This is a genomic window from Thioalkalivibrio sp. ALMg3 (genome assembly GCF_000381225.1).
Taxonomy (GTDB): domain Bacteria; phylum Pseudomonadota; class Gammaproteobacteria; order Ectothiorhodospirales; family Ectothiorhodospiraceae; genus Thioalkalivibrio; species Thioalkalivibrio versutus.
On record NZ_KB906228.1, the window covers coordinates 13,798 to 28,517 of the forward strand.

11 protein-coding genes are annotated in these 14,720 nt (G+C 67.3%); 8 read left to right on the top strand and 3 right to left on the bottom strand.

The window, feature by feature from the left end; genetic code table 11:
* Positions 1–170: 170 nt before the first annotated feature.
* Positions 171–3,023 (bottom strand): excinuclease ABC subunit UvrA, encoded by a 2,853-nt coding sequence (uvrA, locus tag F622_RS0110105; RefSeq protein ID WP_019571866.1) that lies wholly within the window; start codon positions 3,021–3,023, stop codon positions 171–173.
* 192 nt (positions 3,024–3,215) lie between these two features.
* Here uvrA and F622_RS0110110 point away from each other — a divergent pair, with 192 nt between their 5' ends.
* From F622_RS0110110 to lnt, 7 genes are all read left to right on the top strand, one after another.
* Complete coding sequence (locus tag F622_RS0110110) at positions 3,216–4,586, top strand: MFS transporter (RefSeq protein WP_018168202.1); 1,371 nt, start codon at positions 3,216–3,218, stop codon at positions 4,584–4,586.
* A gap of 128 nt (positions 4,587–4,714) precedes the next feature.
* A complete protein-coding gene (ssb, locus tag F622_RS0110115) occupies positions 4,715–5,200 on the top strand; it encodes a single-stranded DNA-binding protein (RefSeq protein ID WP_018146435.1) in 486 nt (161 codons plus the stop codon).
* Between the two features lie 45 nt (positions 5,201–5,245).
* Positions 5,246–6,598: a tRNA (N6-isopentenyl adenosine(37)-C2)-methylthiotransferase MiaB gene (miaB, locus tag F622_RS13465; RefSeq protein WP_018168201.1), complete on the top strand. Its 1,353-nt coding sequence runs from the start codon at positions 5,246–5,248 to the stop codon at positions 6,596–6,598.
* Between the two features lie 12 nt (positions 6,599–6,610).
* A complete protein-coding gene (locus tag F622_RS0110125) occupies positions 6,611–7,624 on the top strand; it encodes a PhoH family protein (protein ID WP_018952078.1) in 1,014 nt (337 codons plus the stop codon).
* The gene (gene ybeY / locus F622_RS0110130) at positions 7,614–8,129 is read left to right on the top strand and encodes an rRNA maturation RNase YbeY (RefSeq protein WP_018952077.1); all 516 of its coding nucleotides are present in this window, start codon (positions 7,614–7,616) and stop codon (positions 8,127–8,129) included. The genes F622_RS0110125 and ybeY overlap by 11 nt, the downstream gene beginning before the upstream one ends.
* The gene (locus F622_RS0110135; protein ID WP_018176983.1) at positions 8,122–9,054 is read left to right on the top strand and encodes an HlyC/CorC family transporter; all 933 of its coding nucleotides are present in this window, start codon (positions 8,122–8,124) and stop codon (positions 9,052–9,054) included. Before ybeY ends, F622_RS0110135 begins: the two co-directional genes overlap by 8 nt.
* Positions 9,055–9,059: 5 nt before the next feature.
* Positions 9,060–10,550, top strand: a complete 1,491-nt coding sequence (gene lnt, locus F622_RS0110140) for an apolipoprotein N-acyltransferase (protein ID WP_019571867.1) — start codon at positions 9,060–9,062, stop codon at positions 10,548–10,550.
* A 4-nt stretch (positions 10,551–10,554) separates the two neighbouring features.
* Here the strand turns inward: lnt and F622_RS0110145 are convergent, their stop codons facing one another.
* Positions 10,555–11,112 (bottom strand): zinc ribbon-containing protein, encoded by a 558-nt coding sequence (locus tag F622_RS0110145; RefSeq protein WP_018168196.1) that lies wholly within the window; start codon positions 11,110–11,112, stop codon positions 10,555–10,557.
* A gap of 197 nt (positions 11,113–11,309) precedes the next feature.
* Here F622_RS0110145 and F622_RS0110150 point away from each other — a divergent pair, with 197 nt between their 5' ends.
* Positions 11,310–13,724 (top strand): Lon protease family protein, encoded by a 2,415-nt coding sequence (locus F622_RS0110150; protein WP_018176982.1) that lies wholly within the window; start codon positions 11,310–11,312, stop codon positions 13,722–13,724.
* 117 nt (positions 13,725–13,841) lie between these two features.
* Here F622_RS0110150 and F622_RS0110155 read toward each other — a convergent pair whose 3' ends face one another.
* Positions 13,842–14,696: a DUF2189 domain-containing protein gene (locus tag F622_RS0110155; protein WP_018146427.1), complete on the bottom strand. Its 855-nt coding sequence runs from the start codon at positions 14,694–14,696 to the stop codon at positions 13,842–13,844.
* Positions 14,697–14,720: the final 24 nt, after the last annotated feature.

A 14,720-nucleotide genomic window follows, 5' to 3' on the forward strand; every position in this document is an offset into this window, starting at 1 on the left:
GTTCGTCGCCAGAGGAAAGCGCGCTCGCAGGTTGAGCGCTCGGAAAGCCGGCCTTGGGCCGGCTTTCTTGCGTCTGGGTAACGGGGAATTTAGAAAGAGAGAGGGAAGCGCGGTCTGTGGGGACGGTGCGCAGGCGCGCAGCCAGTGGACCTGGAAAGGGCCGCGGGTCGTTAACCGTTGGCGGCGTGAGAAGAGCTTGCGGCGGGGAGCAGCGGTGCAAGGAACTGCCCGGTGTGGCTGTGGGCTGTGGCGGCCACCGCTTCGGGAGTGCCTGCCACGAGGAGTTCACCGCCGCCGCTGCCGCCTTCCGGGCCGATATCGATCAGCCAGTCGGCGGTCTTGATGACGTCGAGGTTGTGCTCGATCACGACGATGGTATTGCCATGGTCGCGGAGGCGGTGGAGCACGCGCAGGAGCTGGGCGATATCCTCGAAATGGAGGCCGGTGGTCGGCTCGTCGAGGATGTAGAGCGTACGACCGGTATCGCGCTTGGAGAGCTCGCGGGCGAGCTTGATGCGCTGGGCCTCGCCACCGGAAAGGGTGGTGGCATTCTGCCCCAGCTGGATGTAGGACAGGCCCACCTCCATCAGCATCTCGAGCTTGCGGTGGATCACCGGTACCGGCTGGAAGAAGTCGAGGGCCTCTTCGACGGTCATCTCCAGGACTTCGTGGATATTCTTGCCCTTGTAGCGCACGTCCAGGGTCTCGCGGTTATAGCGATGGCCCTTGCAGACGTCGCAGGGGACGAAGACGTCCGGGAGGAAGTGCATTTCCACCTTGATCACGCCATCGCCCTGGCAGGCCTCGCAGCGCCCGCCACGGACGTTGAACGAGAAGCGCCCGGGCTTGTAGCCGCGCGAGCGGGCCTCGCCGGTTGCGGCAAACAGTTCGCGTATGGGCGTAAACAGGCCGGTATAGGTGGCCGGGTTGGAGCGCGGGGTACGCCCGATCGGGCTCTGGTCGATGTCGACCACTTTGTCGATCAACTCCATGCCGTCGATGCGGTCGTGATCCTCGATGTGGTGACGCCCGCCATGGAGGGCGGTGGCGACGGCCGGGTAAAGGGTGTTGTTGACCAGGGTGGACTTGCCGGAGCCCGAGACCCCGGTCACGCAGGTGAACAGCCCGGTGGGGAAGGCGAAATCACCGCCCTTCAGGTTGTTGCCACGCGCGCCGATTACGCGGATCTCGCGCTCCGCGTCGGGCTGCGTCCGCTGGTCCGGCACCGGGATGCAGCGGGTGCCGCGCAGGTATGCGCCGGTGAGGGAATCGGGATGATTCGCGACCGCCTCCGGGGTGCCCGACGCCACAATGCGGCCGCCGTGGCGACCCGCGCCGGGGCCGATGTCCACCACATAATCGGCTTGGCGGATGGCATCCTCGTCATGCTCCACCACGATGACGGTGTTGCCGAGGTCGCGGAGGTGGCTCAGGGTCTTCAGCAGGCGTGCGTTGTCGCGCTGGTGCAGCCCGATTGATGGCTCGTCGAGGATGTACATCACCCCGACCAGGGCCGAGCCGATCTGCGAGGCGAGGCGGATACGCTGGGCCTCGCCGCCGGAAAGCGTGTCGGCGGAGCGGTCCAGGGTCAGGTAGTCGAGGCCGACATCGTTGAGGAACCCCAGGCGCGCGGAGATCTCGCGCACGATCTTCTCGGCGATCTGGGCGAAGCGTCCCGGCAGGCGGAGGTCGTCGAAAAAGGCCTGCGCGTTGGCCACGCTCATGTGCGTGACCTCGGGCAGGGTCATGTCGCTGACAAAGACGTTGCGTGCGGCCGAGTTGAGGCGCGTGCCGTGGCAGTCGGGGCAGGGCTGTTCCGCCTGGTAGCGGCCCAGTTCCTCGCGCACTGCCGCGGAGTCGGTCTCGCGGTAGCGCCGCTCCAGGTTCGGGATCACACCCTCGAACACGCGTTCGTCGGTGCGCAATTGGCCGTTGGCGGCCGGGGTCGACAGCTTGACCTTCTCCGTGCCCGAACCATGCAGGATCACCGCGCGGACCTCGGCCGGCAATTCCTGCCAGGGGGCCTCCACGTCGAAGTCGTAATGCCGGGCGAGACTGGTCAGTAGGCTGAAGTACCAGGCGTTGCGCCGATCCCAGCCCCGTACGGCCCCGCCACCAAGGCTTAGCTCGGGCTGCGACACGACCCGTTCGGGGTCGAAGAACTGGTGCACACCGAGGCCGTCGCAGGTGGGGCAGGCGCCTGCCGGGTTGTTGAACGAGAACAGCCGGGGCTCCAGCTCGCGCAGGGCATAGCCGCAAATCGGACAGGCGTAGCGCGCCGAGAAGATCATCGGCTCGCGTTCCGGCTCGTCCATCCACGCGATCAGCGCCAGGCCATCGGCCAGTTCGGTGGCGGTTTCGAAGGACTCGGCCAGGCGCTGGCGCAGGTCCTCGCGCACGCGGAAGCGGTCGATCACGATCTCGATGTTGTGCTTGCGCTTGGGGTCCAGCGCCGGCAGGGCGTCGAGGTCGTGGATCTCGCCATTGATACGCGCGCGCAGGTAGCCCTGGGAGCGCATCGCCTCGAGCATCTTGTGGTGTTCGCCCTTGCGGCCGCGGACCACCGGCGACAACAGCATGACCTTGTCGCCCTCTGGCAGATCGAGTACCTGGTCGACCATCTGCGAGATGGTCTGGGCGGCCAGGGTCTCGCCGTGTTCCGGGCAGCGCGGCTCGCCGGCGCGCGCGAACAGCAGGCGCAGGTAGTCGTAGATCTCGGTGATGGTCCCGACGGTGGAGCGCGGGTTGTGCGAGGTACTCTTCTGCTCGATGGAGATCGCCGGCGACAGACCCTCGATCTGGTCGACGTCGGGCTTTTCCATCATCGACAGGAACTGCCGGGCGTAGGTCGACAGGCTCTCCACGTAGCGGCGCTGGCCCTCGGCGAACAGGGTGTCGAAGGCCAGCGAGGATTTGCCCGAACCGGAAACGCCGGTAATCACGATCAGCCGTTCGCGCGGCAGGTCGAGGTCCACGTTCTTCAGGTTATGGGTGCGGGCGCCGCGAATGCTGATGCTGTCCATGGGGCTGGATCGACTCCACTGGGTTACGTCGCGCGGCGCGCTAGCGAAAACACGGATCAGTGTTTCCATTGGGGCGCCGCAAACCATGCATGGTAACACCCGGGCCGCGCTCGCCATGGTTTCCCCGCCGCGCTTGCCGGTAAACTCCCCGGACATGAAGAGTTCTTCTTGCCTGCGTCGGTCCCGGACGCCATGAATCCCCGCGAGCTGCGCGCCACCACTGGGCTGGCGGCGATTTATGGCGTGCGCATGGCCGGCCTGTTCATGGTCCTGCCGGTGTTCATGCTGCATGCCGACCGTATCCCCGGCGCAACCCCGCTGCTGATGGGCCTGGCGCTCGGGATCTACGGACTCACCCAGGCCGTGCTGCAGATCCCGTTCGGTCTCTTGTCGGACCGGGTCGGCCGCAAGCCGCTGATCCTCGCCGGGCTGTTGCTGTTCGTTGCTGGCAGTGTGCTCGCCGCGGTCGCCGAGACCATCCACGGCATCATCCTCGGGCGTGCCCTGCAGGGGGCGGGTGCGGTGGCAGCGGTGATCCTGGCCCTGACAGCGGACCTGGTCGGCGAGGAACGGCGTATGCGGGCCCTCGCCGTGATCGGGCTGACCATCGGCCTGACCTTCACCGCAGCGATGGCCCTGGGCCCGGTGGTGGACCAGGCGGCGGGATTGTCCGGGATCTTCGGCCTGTCGGCATTGCTCGGGCTGGTTGCGATCGTGATCCTGTTCCTTTGGGTGCCAACCCCGGCACGGGCGCGGGCACACCCGGACATGGTGCCGGTCTGGTCGGCACTGCCCCGCGTGCTGCGCGCCCCGGACCTGTTGCGCCTGAACCTCGGCATCTTCGTGCTGCACCTGGTCCTGGCCGCGAACTTTCTGGTTATCCCGGTGCTGCTGGTGGAGACGCTCGGGCTAGCGGGTGCCAGCCACTGGAAGTTCTATGTGCCGGTGCTGCTGGCGGGGTTCGCGCTGATGCTCCCGGGGATCATCTTCGGCGAGCGCCGCCGGCGCGTGCACAGCGTGCTGCGCGGGGCGATCGCCCTGCTGGCCGGGGTGCAGATCCTGCTGGCCCTGCTGGTGCTCGACGGCGGCGGTCTGTGGACGCTGGCGGCGCTGATGGTCCTGTTCTTTGCCGCCTTCAACCTGCTTGAGGCGGGACTGCCGTCGCTGGTTGCGCGCGTGGCGCCGGTCGCCCACAAGGGCACGGCGATGGGCGGCTTTGCCACCGCGCAGTTCCTTGGGATCTTCGCCGGCGGCGTGCTGGGAGGTGTCCTGCTGACACTGGTCGGGCCGGTCGGGGTGTTCCTTGCTGGGGTGCCGTTGCTGCTGGCCTGGTGGTGGATCGCCCGCGGGATGCATCCGCGCTACCGGTCGAACCGGGTGGTCGCGGTACCCGACCACTGGTCCGGTCGTGACGCGGAACTGCTGCGGGCGCTTGCCGCATGGCCCGGCGTGCACGAGGCGGACCTGTCACCGGATGCCGGTTCCTTGTACCTGAAGGTGGAGCCAGGAGGCCCGGACACCCCCGAGCTGACAGCCTGGTTGGCGCGCAAGCCAGGCGCGTAGAACGCGCGCAATGCCTCCCCGACTGGCCGCGCGAATCTGTCCACATCCCGGACCGGTGCACTGTCGCGGCCGGGGTGGGCTGCTACACTACCGAATCTGTTTCTCCATGCTGGACACAAGGAGGCCCCATGGCCCGCGGCGTCAACAAAGTCATCCTGCTCGGCAACCTCGGGGCTGACCCGGAAAAGCGCGAGACCCCGAACGGGGTTACCGTCACCAATCTGCGTCTGGCGACGTCGGAGCAGTGGACCGACAAGAACTCCGGCGAGAAGCGCGAAAACACCGAATGGCACCGGGTGGTGATGTTCGGGCGCCTGGCGGATATCGCCGCGCAGTACCTGTCCAAGGGCTCGCAGGTCTATGTCGAAGGCAAGATCCAGACCCGCAAATGGCAGGACCAATCCGGTAATGATCGTTACAGCACCGAGGTCGTGGCCAACGAGATGCAGCTGATCGGCGGTCGCGGTGGCAGTGGCGGCGGTGGTGGCGGTTTCGACCAGGACCCGGGTTATGGCGGCGGCAATGCCTACGGCGGCGGTGGCCAGCAAGGCGGCAACCGCAGCAACGCGCCGGCCTCCGGCGGCGGCTTCGATGACGACGACGTCCCTTTCTAGAAAACACATAAGTCACTGTTCACCCACTAGCGAAGTACCGAGAGCATGATCCGCAAGGTCTACATCCAGACGCACGGCTGTCAGATGAACGAGTACGACTCCGATCGCATGCTCGACGCACTGCGTGAGCTGCACGGGGCGGAGCGTACCGATGATCCGGAGCAGGCCGACCTGCTGCTGATGAACACCTGCTCCATTCGCGAGAAGGCGCAGGAGAAGGTCTTCTCGCTACTGGGGCGCTGGCGGCAGATCAAGGAACGCCGGCCGGAGGTGATCATCGGTGTGGGCGGTTGTGTTGCCAGTCAGGAGGGCGATGCCCTGCGCGCCCGGGCCCCGTACGTGGATCTGGTATTCGGCCCGCAGACCCTGCATCGCCTGCCGGCGATGATCCAGTCGGTGCGCCGTGAGCGCGCCCCGGTGGTGGATATCTCCTTCCCCGAGATCGAGAAATTCGACCGCCTGCCGGAGCCGAAGGCCGACGGTCCGAGTGCGTTCGTCTCGGTGATGGAAGGCTGCTCCAAGTACTGCAGCTTCTGCGTGGTGCCCTATACGCGCGGCGACGAGATCAGCCGCCCGTTCGACGACGTGATTGCCGAGGTGGTCGCGCTGGCCGCGCAGGGGGTCAGGGAGATCAACCTGCTGGGGCAGAACGTGAATGCCTACCGCGGGCCGATGGATGACGGCGACACTGCGGACCTGGCCCTGCTGATCCACTATGTCGCGGCGGTCGACGGGATCGAACGTATCCGCTTCACTACCTCGCACCCGGTGGAGTTTTCCGATTCGCTGATCCAGGCCTTTGCCGACGAACCGAAGCTGGTCAGTCACCTGCACCTGCCGGTGCAAAGCGGCTCCGACCGCATCCTGGCGCAGATGAAGCGCGGCCACACGATCCTGGAATACAAGTCCAAGATCCGCCGCCTGCGCGAGGCGCGCCCGGACCTGGATCTCTCCTCGGACTTCATCGTCGGCTTCCCCGGCGAGACCGACGCCGACCACGCCGCGACGATGAAGCTGATCGAGGAGCTGCATTTTGATTTCTCCTTCAGCTTTATCTACAGCGCGCGCCCGGGCACCCCGGCCGCATCGCTGCCGGATGACGTGCCGATGGCGACCAAGAAGGCCCGTCTGGCCGAGTTGCAGGCCCTGATCGAGCAGAACGGCCGCGCGCGAAACGAGTCCATGGTGGGCAACATCGAGCCGGTACTGGTGGAGGGTCCGGCCAAGCGCAACCCCGGCGAACTGGCCGCGCGCACGGCGAACAACCGCATCGTCAACTTCGCCGGGGACCCCGGCCTGATCGGGCAGTTGATCCCGGTCGAGATTACCGAGGCCCTGGCACATTCCCTGCGCGGGCGTACGGTGGAGCGGACAATGCCCGCTGCCGTCGGCGCCTAGGGAAACCGAAGCATGGCCAATCGTCTGGATTTCACCCTGGAGCCTGGTGACCAGGAGACGCTCGCGCGGATCTCCGGGCCGCTGGATGCCCACCTGCGCCTGATCGAGTCACGCCTGGGCGTGGCGGTGCACAATCGCGGGCCGCGCTTCAATCTCACCGGGCCGGGCGGTGCCGTGAAGGCGGCCGGGGCCTTGATCCACGACCTGCACCGGATGGCGCAGGAAGAACCGGTCAGCCTGGAGCAGGTGCATACCGCGCTGCAGACCGCCCATGTTGAGGGGCTGGCGGAGCCCGAGGGCACGGGCGACGATCCCGCGTTGCGGCTCAAACGCGCGGTGATCCGTGGTCGCGGCCCGCGTCAGGCGAAATACCTGTCCGCGATCGCGCGGCACGATCTCAGTTTTGGCATCGGCCCGGCCGGGACCGGCAAGACCTACCTTGCGGTGGCCGCCGCGGTCGCCGCACTGGAGCAGGACCGCGTGCAGCGCCTGGTGCTCGTGCGTCCGGCGGTGGAGGCCGGCGAGCGCCTGGGCTTCTTGCCCGGCGATCTGGCGCAGAAGATCGACCCTTACCTGCGGCCGATGTACGACGCCCTGTACGAACTGATGGGCTTCGATCAGACGGCACGCTTGATGGAACGCCAGGTGATCGAAGTCGCGCCGCTGGCCTACATGCGCGGGCGCACCCTGAACGAGGCCTTCATCATCCTCGACGAGGCGCAGAACACCACCCTCGAGCAGATGAAGATGTTCCTGACCCGCATCGGCTTCGGCTCCACTGCGGTGGTCAACGGCGACATCACCCAGGTGGACCTGCCGCGGGGGCAGGGATCGGGCCTCAAGCACGCGATGCAGATCCTGCAGGGCGTGGAGGGGGTGCATATCACCCGTTTCCAGGCCGGTGACGTGGTGCGCCACCCGCTGGTGCAGCGCATCGTCGAGGCCTACGAGGCCCACGACCATGCGTCTGGCAAGCCGGCTGGGGAGTCGGAGCCCGGTTCCGGGCGGAGTGCCGATGGCGCTTGAAATCGCGGTGCAATACGCTGTTCCGCGTGCCGGTCTGCCCGGCCCCACCACCTTGCACCGGGCGGCCCGCGCCGCCTGGCGCGGGGCGGGCGCGGCCACAGTCACTCTGCGCCTGGTGGAGGCCGAGGAGGGACAGTCGCTGAATCACACCTTCCGGGGACGCGACTACGCGACCAATGTGCTGTCATTCCCGGCGCCGGCGCTGCCGCCGGGCTTGCCGCCCGAGGCGAGCGCCTATCTCGGTGATATCGTCCTGTGCGTGCCGGTGCTGGCGCGCGAGGCGGCGGAACAGGGCAAGACGCTGGCGGCCCATTACCACCACATGGTGGTGCACGGGATGTTGCACCTGCAGGGCATGGATCACCAGACGCCGGACGAGGCCGCGCGGATGGAGGCAATTGAGTCCTCGATCCTGGCCGGGTTAGGCTATCCCAACCCCTACGATGCCGACCCTCCGGCCCGCGTCCTGTCGCCGCATCCTGCCGGAACCGCCCCCGATGCCTGAACCCGAACCCGACGAACAACCGATCTGGCGGCGCTGGCTGATCCGCGCCGGCGAGATCCTGCGCCCGCGCCGCGAGCCGGCGACCCGACACGAGCTGATCGAGTGCCTGCGCGGTGCCCACGCCCGCGAGCTGGTCGATCCCGAGGCCCTGACCATGCTGGAGGGGGTGCTCAACGTCGCCGACATGCAGGTGCGCGACATCATGATCCCGCGCGCGCAGATGGAAGTGGTGCGCCGCGACGCCGGGCTCTCCGAGTTCCTCCCGGACGTGGTCGCTTCCGCGCATTCGCGCCTGCCGGTGGTGGGGGATCACCGCGACGAGGTGGTCGGCGTCCTGCTCGCCAAGGACCTGCTGCGCTTCTTTGGCGAGCCGGACGATGCCGCCTTCGATATGCAGGAGATCCTGCGCCCGGCGGTGTTCGTGCCGGAGAGCAAGCGTCTGAACGTGTTGCTGAAGGAATTTCGCCTGAGCCGCAACCACATGGCGATCGTGGTGGACGAGTATGGCGGCGTGGCCGGCCTGGTGACCATCGAGGACGTTCTGGAGCAGATCGTTGGCGAGATCGAGGACGAGCACGATGTCGAGGACTACCTGACCCAGATCATGCAGCACCCCGGCGGGCGTTACACCATCAAGGCGCTGACCCCGATGGAGGAGTTCAACGCCTACTTCCAGACCGCCTACAGCGAGGACGACTTCGACACCATCGGGGGCCTGGTGCTGTCGCATTTCGGGCATGTCCCGCGCCGTGGCGAACAGATCGTCGTGGATGGCATGCAGTTCCGCGTCCTGCGCGCCGACAATCGGCGCCTGCACCTGCTGGAGATGCGCCTGCCGGAGCCGGACATGCAGGCTGCCACCGGTGAAGGCTCGCAGCCGTTCGATGGTCCGGCCCGGGAGCCGGACGACCGCCACATCCCCTGATCGGCATGCAGACCCTTGTCGAACGCCTGCCGCCCTGGGCCTCCGGGCTCGTTGCCCTGCTGGCCGGGGCGGGTGCAACCCTGGCCTTTGCCCCGGTTGGCTGGTTCCTGGCCGCCCCGTTGGCCCTGGCCGTGTGGTTCGCCCTGTTGCCGGGTGCCCGACCGCGCCGAGCCGCGTGGACGGGCTATGCCTTCGGCCTCGGATTCTTCGGGATGGGGGTGAGCTGGATCTTCAATAGCCTGTTGGTGTTCGGGCAGGCGCCACTGGTGGTCGCCTCGCTGATTACCGTGCTATTCGTACTGGCCCTGGCGGGCTATCCGGCGTTGCTGGCCGGATTGGCGGCGCGCTTCCTGCCACTGGGGCGTCCGGCCGGCTTGCTGGCGCTGGCCGGTGGCCTGGTGCTGATGGAGCTGGCGCGTTCCTGGCTGTTCTCCGGCTTCCCCTGGCTGCTGTTCGGCCACACCGTGCTCGACACGCCGCTGCAGCCCTGGCTGCCACTGGTCGGCGAGCTGGGGGCGGGGCTGGTGGTGGCCCTGCTGGCCGTGGCGCTGGTCCTGGTGTTTCTGACCCGGCAGCGCTGGCTGGGCGCGGGCCTGGTGGGGGCCCTGGTGATCGCCTCGTTGTCGCTGGGGCTCGCGCGCTGGGTGGAGCCGGGCGGCGAGACGATCTCGGTGGCCATGGTCCAGGGCAACATCGATCAGGCGCGCAAGTGGGATGCCGATGGCATCGAGTATTCGCTGGGGGTCTACGAGGAACTGACCCGCGAGGCGGGTGAGGTGGACCTGGTGGTCTGGCCGGAGACCGCGATCCCGGCGTTCTATGTCGAGGTCCAGCAGCCACTCGGGCAGCTCGCCCAGTCGCTGGCGGAGCATGACAGCGAACTGCTGACTGGGGTCTTCGACCATGCGTCGGCCGGACGCCATGTGTATAACTCGGTGGTCAACGTGACCACCGGGGCCGGCTACAACAAGCGCCAGCTGGTCCCCTTCGGCGAGTACATCCCGTTGCGCGGCCAGCTCGACTGGCTGGACCGGTTGCTGGCGATCCCGATGTCCGACCTTTCCCCGGGCACCGGCGACGGGCGTATGCGGGTGGCCGGTCAGACCGCCGGGGTCAGCATCTGCTACGAAGCGGCATATTCGCGCCACATCCGCGCCGCGCTGCCGGAGGCCGGCTTCCTGGTCAACGTCTCCAACGACGCCTGGTTTGGCGACAGCCTCGCCCCGGCCCAGCATCTGCAGATTGCCCGGGTACGGGCGGTGGAGACCGGGCGCCCGATGATCCGGGCAACCAATACCGGCATCTCGGCCCTGATTGATGCCGATGGCCGGATACTCGAGCGTTCGGGGATCTTCACCCGCGAGGTAGTCACGGGCACGCTGCAGCCTCGCCACGGCGTGACGCCGGCAACCGCCACCGGGGCGGGGCCGGCCGTGCTGGCCGCGCTGGTGCTGGTGGTTGCCGGTGCCGCGGTCGGCCGTCGCCGCCGACGCTGACGGGTTATTCGGCCTCGGTCCCGCCGGGGCCGCGACGGAACGTCGTGTTGTGGCAGTTGGAGCACGGCGGGATGCGGCCGACCTTCGTCATGTGCACGGGATGGCCGCATTGCTTGCAGAGCAGTTCGCCGGGGCCGGTGATCTCGCCGGTGTGCCACTCGCCCATCACCTGGGCGCGCGCGGTCAGTTCGGTGATCTCGATCCGGGTGCGGTCGGCGATGCGTTCCAGGGCGTTCTTGATGCTGGCCTCGATCAGACCCAGATCGATCTGTAGCCAGCCACGCCAGTCGGAGCTGCGGTTGTCGAGGTAGGCGCCCAGATCCTGCAGGTCGCGGCGCAGGTAGTCCATCACCTCGTGAGCCTCTTCGCGGGTCAGGTCACTGGCCTTCTGCACGCGGTCGCGGGCGTTCTCCAGAGCCTCGGTGATCGCCTTGCTGGTCTTGTCCTCCAGCTTTTCGAGATCCTCGGTGACCTCGTTCAGCATGCGGTGGTAGGCATCGCTCAACCGGTGCTCGCGTTCCTGGTCGTGTTCCGGGGCCGTATCCCTGGGTTTGTCGCTCATGCGCTGCTCCTCGCTGATCGATATGTGGCTGTGTGTCCCGTTCGGGGACGTTTCGGATGGTCAATGCGTCCAAGGTAGCACGATGGCCGGGCCGCACCAGTGTCACGGGAGCGGGTTTCGTTGGTTACCGGCAATCAGGGGGTGCATATTGAGCTGCATCTCCCGCAAGGTAGGGGCTAACAACAGTGGAGACGGATATGACGCGACCCGCATCCCTGACCGCGGAGCAGGTCTATCAGCGGTGCCCGCCAGAGCATCTGGATTTCGAGACCACCGAGACGCTGGAGGCGCTCGAGTTGCCCTGTGGCCAGGAACGCGTGCTGCGTGCGCTCGAATTCGGTGCGTCGATGCGTGGCAATGGTTTCAACCTGTTCGTGCTGGGGCCGGCAGGCAGCGGGCGGCACGACCTGGTGCGACGCTTTCTGGAGCGCCGCGCGGCCGACGAGTCTGCCCCGCCGGACTGGGGCTACGTGTTCAACTTTCAGCAGCCGGAGTGTCCGCGGGCCGTTCGTCTAGCGGCCGGCGAGGGCCGAACCCTTCAGGCGGACCTGGACCGTCTGATCGAAGACCTGCATGCCAGTATCCCGGCCGCGTTCGAGAGCGAGGAATACCAGCGGCGCCTGCAGGAGCTGAAGGATGCGTCTGAAGAGGCCCAGACCGAGGGCGCGCGCAAGGTGCAGGAAGAGGCCGAGGCGCACGACATTGCCCTGATCAGCGCGCCACACACCTTCTCGTTCGCGCCGATGCGCGATGGGGAGATCCTCAAGCCGGAGGAATACGACGCACTGTCCGAGGAGGAACGCGGGCGCATCGACGAGAAGGTCGAGGAGCTGCAGGAGAAGTTGCAGCAGGTCATGCACCAGGTGCCTCGCCTGCGCAAGGAGCTGCAGGAGAAGATTCGGGCCCTGAATGCGGAGATGCTGCAATGGGCCCTGGGCGGTCCGATCCACGAGTTGAAGGAGAAATGGTCGCACCGGCCGGCGGTGGTCGAGCATCTGGAGGCGATCCTCGACGAGGTGGTGAGACACGCGGAGGCGTTTCGCGGCGGCCGTAGCCATGCCCCGCCCGAGGGGCTGCTGGAACGGTTTCGCATCAACCTGCTGGTGGATCACGCGGACACGCGGGGCGCCCCGGTGATCTACGAGGACCTGCCGAATCATCAGCACTTGACCGGCCTGATCGAGCACCAGGTGCACGAGGGGGCCCTGGTTACCGATTTCTCGCTGGTGCGCGCCGGGGCCCTGCACCGGGCCAGTGGCGGTTACCTGATCGTGGATGCCCGGCGTGTGCTGACGCAGCCGCTGGCCTGGGAGAGCCTCAAACGGGTCCTGTTTTCCGGCGAGATCCGCATCGAGTCCCTGGAGCGCCTGTTCGGGCTGGTGAGTGCGGTGGGGCTGGAGCCGGATCCCATTCCGGTGACCCCGAAGGTGGTGCTGATCGGTGATCGCCTGTTGTACTACCTGCTGTCCGCGTTCGATCCGGACTTCCTTGAGTTGTTCAAGGTCGAGGCCGACTTCGAGGACGACTTGGACCGCAGCGACGCCAGTCATGTGCTGTATGCGCGCATGCTGGCCACGATGGCGCGGCGTGTCGAACTACGGCCGCTGAACCGCGAGGCGGTGGCGCGCGTGATCGAGCATGCCAGCCGTCTGGCCGGCGACCAGTGCAAGCTGTCGGCCCACGATCGCACCCTGCGCGACCTGCTGCTGGAGGCCGACCACTGGGCGAGGAAGGCCGGCGCGGACGTCGTCGGCGCCGGGCATGTCGAACAGGCCATCCGGGAACGCCAGGAGCGCGGTGCGCGGCTACAGCGCCGCAGCCTGGAGCAGATCCGTCGCGGGGTGGTGCTGATCGCCACCAGCGGGGCGCAGATTGCCCAGGTCAACGGGCTGTCGCTGCTGCAGCTGGGCGACGCGATGTTCGGGCGGCCAATCCGGATCACCGCGACCGCGCGCTCGGGCAAGGGCCATGTGGTCGACATCGAACGCGAGGCCAAGCTGGGTGGCCCGGTGCACAGCAAGGCGGTGATGATCCTGTCCCGGTTCATCGCCAGCCACTATGCCGAGGACAGCGAGCTCTCGCTGTCCGCCAGCCTGGCCTTCGAGCAGTCGTATGGCGACATCGAGGGGGATTCCGCCTCGGTGGCCGAGACCTGCGCGTTGTTGTCGGCGATCGCGCGGATCCCGTTGCGCCAGTCGCTGGCGGTTACCGGCTCGCTCAACCAGCATGGCGAGGTCCAGGCCGTGGGTGGGGTCAACGAGAAGATCGAGGGCTTCTTCGACGTCTGTCGCGAGGCCGGCGAACTGGATGGTCACGGTGTGCTGTTGCCGGGGAGTAATGTCGAGAACCTGATGCTGCGCCACGACGTCCGCGAGGCGATCGCGGAGGGACGATTCCATGTCTACCCCGTAGCCACGGTGGACGAGGCCATCGAGCTCCTGACCGGGATGACGGCGGGTGAACGCGGCGCGTGGGGGGGGTTCCCGGCGGGCAGCTTCAACCGCGTGGTCGCCGATCGCCTGGCGGCGTTTGCGCGTTTGAGCCATCGGCGCGGGTCCCGCGATGACGATGCGGAAGCCACGCCGGGCGGCCCCTCCGGGGAGGATGCCTGAGGGGGCATCAATTGGTGTCCCCCGGAGCTTCCGTCCGCCGACCCGAGATGGAGCGCGAGGTGGACTGGCATGGGCCCGACGCGGGGTCGGACCCATCGCGTGGGGCGTCGCTGGGGATTAACGGGCGTCGACCAGATCCCGGTAGCCGTGCCACATGGCAAAGCCCAGCCAGGGGAAGATCACGATCAGCGCCAGCAGCGCAGTCGCCACCGAGACCATGAACAGCGCGGTGATGATCAGGCCCCACAGGATCAGCGTACCCGGGTTGTGGCTGAAGGCCTTCAGGCTGACCCCGATCGATTCGATCAGGCTCTTTTGCGGGGCATCATCGCGTATCCGGTGATCCAGCAGGGCCGGGATCGTGACCAGGCTGAGAGCGAATACCGCCAGGCCGAAGACGATGGCGGCCACCACCACCCCGACCAGCGAGATAATGCCGGCGCCGCTGCTGAGCATCGCGCCCACCAGGTGATGCAACTGCCCCATGACCGCGATTTCGCCGATGTTGAGCACCGCGATCCACATCCACACAAAGCTGGCCCAGATCACGAACAGGATGGCCAGCAGCGCGGCAAAGGCCCAGATCGAGCCACCCATCGGCCCCAGCCAGCCGAGGCCGGAACCGCCCGGCTCGCCGCGCTCTTTCTGCAGCGCGAGGTAGTTCACACCGACGGCGAGTACGGGTCCGAGGAGCAGGATGCCGGCCAGAAGCGAGAAGGCCATCCATGGCTGATTCCAGGACAGGCCCAGCAGGATCAGCGCGGCCAGGGTGATCACCAGGCCGTGCACCAGGGCCACTGGCATCTGCCAGAGGTCCCGCCAGCCCTTGCCGAGCCAGGTGCCCAGGTCCTCCGTCGCGATCTCGCGGATGGCCGGGGAATCCGTCTCCGGCGTGTGTTCGGGGACCGTTTCCCCCAAGTCCTCGGGATAGGCGCGCTGGAGCATGGGGACCACGTCTTTCTCTTCGCTCATAACCTGCCTCCTTGGAACGTTTTG